Source organism: Polaribacter sp. (assembly GCF_965656025.1).
Lineage (GTDB): Bacteria > Bacteroidota > Bacteroidia > Flavobacteriales > Flavobacteriaceae > Polaribacter.
In genome coordinates this window covers 1,427-4,355 of record NZ_CBFHJT010000004.1, presented here as the reverse complement: position 1 = coordinate 4,355, position 2,929 = coordinate 1,427, and the positions used below count along the sequence as shown (strand labels likewise).

At 27.8% G+C, this 2,929-nt stretch carries 4 protein-coding genes; 2 read left to right on the top strand and 2 right to left on the bottom strand.

The features are described from left to right. Together ACTG3S_RS01250 and ACTG3S_RS01245 are read left to right on the top strand one after the other, a co-directional pair. A partial coding sequence (locus ACTG3S_RS01250; RefSeq protein WP_439127560.1) for a polysaccharide deacetylase family protein occupies positions 1–486 on the top strand: 486 nt, incomplete at its 5' end. A gap of 1 nt (position 487) precedes the next feature. Further along, the gene (locus tag ACTG3S_RS01245; RefSeq protein ID WP_439127559.1) at positions 488–1,342 is read left to right on the top strand and encodes a hypothetical protein; all 855 of its coding nucleotides are present in this window, start codon (positions 488–490) and stop codon (positions 1,340–1,342) included. Here the strand turns inward: ACTG3S_RS01245 and ACTG3S_RS01240 are convergent. Continuing rightward, a complete protein-coding gene (locus tag ACTG3S_RS01240) occupies positions 1,312–2,577 on the bottom strand; it encodes a hypothetical protein (protein WP_439127558.1) in 1,266 nt (421 codons plus the stop codon). The genes ACTG3S_RS01245 and ACTG3S_RS01240 overlap by 31 nt on opposite strands. 1 nt (position 2,578) lies before the next feature. Further along, a partial coding sequence (locus ACTG3S_RS01235; protein ID WP_439127557.1) for a glycosyltransferase occupies positions 2,579–2,929 on the bottom strand: 351 nt, incomplete at its 5' end.

The window sequence follows — 2,929 nt, the reverse complement described above, 5'->3', positions numbered from 1 at the left end:
GGTTTACATCCTTCCTATTTTACGATGCAGAATGCACCACTTTTAAAAAAAGAAAAAAAAAGATTAGAAGGTATTACGAATATGCCAGTAACTAGATCTAGACAACATTATTTACGCTTTAACCTGCCAGAAACTTATCAACAATTAATAGATTTAGAAATCGAAGAAGATTATTCTATGGGCTATGCAAGTACTGTAGGTTTTAGGGCAAGTACCTGTACGCCTTTTTATTTTTATGATTTAGATTTCGAGATTCAAACGCCATTAAAAGTGCTTCCTTTTGCATTAATGGATACTACTTTAAACGATTATTTAAAAATTACTCCCAAACAATCTTTAGGTAGAATAAGAGATTTAAAAAACCAAGTAAAAGCAGTAAACGGAACTTTTATTACCCTGTTTCATAACGAAAGCTTAAGCGATCACATGCGCTGGAAAGGGTGGAAACGACTGTACGATTCTATGGTAAAAATTGCAACGCTTTAAGATGATACATTACGTAAAAAGAAAAGATTTAGATACAGAAAAATACAATTACTGTATAGAAAATTCGCTTCAATCTCGAGTTTATGCCTTTTCTTGGTATTTAGATGTGGTTGCAGATCACTGGGATGTACTAGTTTTAGAGGAGTATAAAGCAGTTATGCCCATTCCTTGGAAAAAAAAATATGGAATTAAGTATGTAACACAACCTTATTTTTGTCAGCAATTGGGTGTTTTCTCTATAGATACTATTTCTAAAAATCAACAGGAAATTTTCTTAAAACACATCCCCAAAAAATATCTTAAAGTCACATTAAGCTTAAATTCAAAAAATATCTTAATATCTAATAATTTAAACAGGCTAAATTATTTTTTAAAAATACCAGAGGATTATAAGCAACTATATAAAAATTTCTCTAAAGGAAGAAAACATGCTATTAAAGTTGGAGAGAAAGAAGCGTTAGAAGTAAAAAACACTACTGCTAATAACCTTTTACGTATACATAAGAAGCATTATAATTTTACCATACCAGAAGATAAATTAATAAAACTAGTAAAAATTGCAAACACTAAAAAAGCTGTTATGGTAAAAGGTGTTTTTAAAGCAGGAGTTTTACTGGGAGGTGCTATTTTTATAGTATCAAATACTAGAATAATATATCTATTTTCGGTATTTACTGAAGAAGGTAGAAAGTTTCAAGCATCTAGTTTTTTAATATCAATAATGTTAAAGGGTAAAGAAAACATTGGTAAAATATTAGATTTCGAAGGTGGAAATTTAGAAAATATAGGTAGATTTTATAGAAGTTTTGGTGCAAAAGAAGAACACTACTCAGTCTTTAAAAGAACTTTTTTGTAAAGCAATTTAAATGCAATTACAGATACAACCCCAGTAAACCACATTAAAATGGCAGAGGTTATTGCCGCACCTTTAATACCATATTTAGGAATTAAATAATAGTTACTAACAATGTTTAAAAGTAGCGCAAAACTTGCAATGTAATAGTTTATATGTGCTTTGCCAATAGAAGACAAAAGATTGCCAAACAATCCTCTAAAAATAAAAATACCGCAAACACCAATTATTAAAATTAAAAATGTTTGTGTGTATTTTGAAAAGTTACTGTCTAAAAGTGCTAAAATGAAATCACCCAAAAAATAGCTTGTTACTACTAATACAATGCTTATCAGTAAAAATAATAACATGTAACTCTTTATATATTTTTTAATGTATGCTTTATCGTATATTTTTTCTGTAAAAGTCACAAAATCTGTCGCCATAAAAACACGAGGTAAAAACAACAAACTAAAAGGAATTAAAGAAATATATCTATAATTGGTTACCATTTCTGTATCTGCTAATAAATAACCAATTAGCAATATATCTATTACAAAAAGTAGTTGTGTAACCACGTTAGATAAACTTGCAAAAAAACCGTACTTCCAAAATGTACTATCTGTAATTGTAAGTTTATTTTTAAGTTTAAAATTGATGCCTATTTTTTTTATAAATAAAACAGCAGTTAGGGTAGGGGTAATAAGTAGTGCAACTGCATAACCAAGTTCTTTAAAATAATAACTTAGTATTAAAACAGATATTAATAGCAGTATACTTTGTGTTATTTCTGTAAAAGCAAATTTTTTATTCTCATGATTTAATCTTAATTGTGCTTTTATAATTTCTAACAAAAAAGAAGGAATGATTATAAAAGACAAAACAATTAAATAAGTTCTGGTGTTTTTAAATTGAAAATCAATAAAAAAAGATATCAAACAAATGCAAGCAATTAAGAGTAAAGAAACCCAAATACCTTTTTTAAAAACGTATAAAAATAAGCTGTTTTTTTCTGCTTTTGTTTTTAGCAAAGCACCATATCTTATAAAACTTTGGTGCAAGCCTAAACCACTTATAGGTATTATAAAAACAATGATGTTGTAGGCAAAAAGTACAACCCCTAATTCTTTATTAGGTATTAATTTTAAAGCAAACCAAGCCGCTAAAAAAGAAAAAATACGTGCAAAAATAGTCGCGAAAAAAACATAACTCCCTTTTCTGCTTAAAAAATTTGAAATATATGAAACAATTAAATTCAAGCTAAGTATTTAGAGATTTGTAGTAAAGATTAGAAAATTTGTTAGAAACCACCTCTTTACTAAATTGTTGTTTTACAAAACTATGCATTTTATGTGTGTCTAAATTGGTAAATGTAGTTTGGTGTTTTATAATTTCTTCTAATAATAAAGTTTCATTTTTAATAGGAATAACCTTACAATATTTGTTAGCTGTTAAAGTAGTTGCAATACCGGTATGGCTTGTAATTACTGGTGTGCCACAAGCAATTGCTTCTGGAATCACAATTCCAAAAGTTTCGTAATTACTAAAAGAAATACATAGGGTTGCTTTTTGTAAATAATTTACCAACTCTTTTTGACTTACGTGATTTAT

Bases quoted from the DNA above. Each gene is read 5' to 3' on its own strand.
- ACTG3S_RS01245 (WP_439127559.1), top strand. From the start codon at position 488: ATGATACATTACGTAAAAAGAAAAGATTTAGATACAGAAAAATACAAT.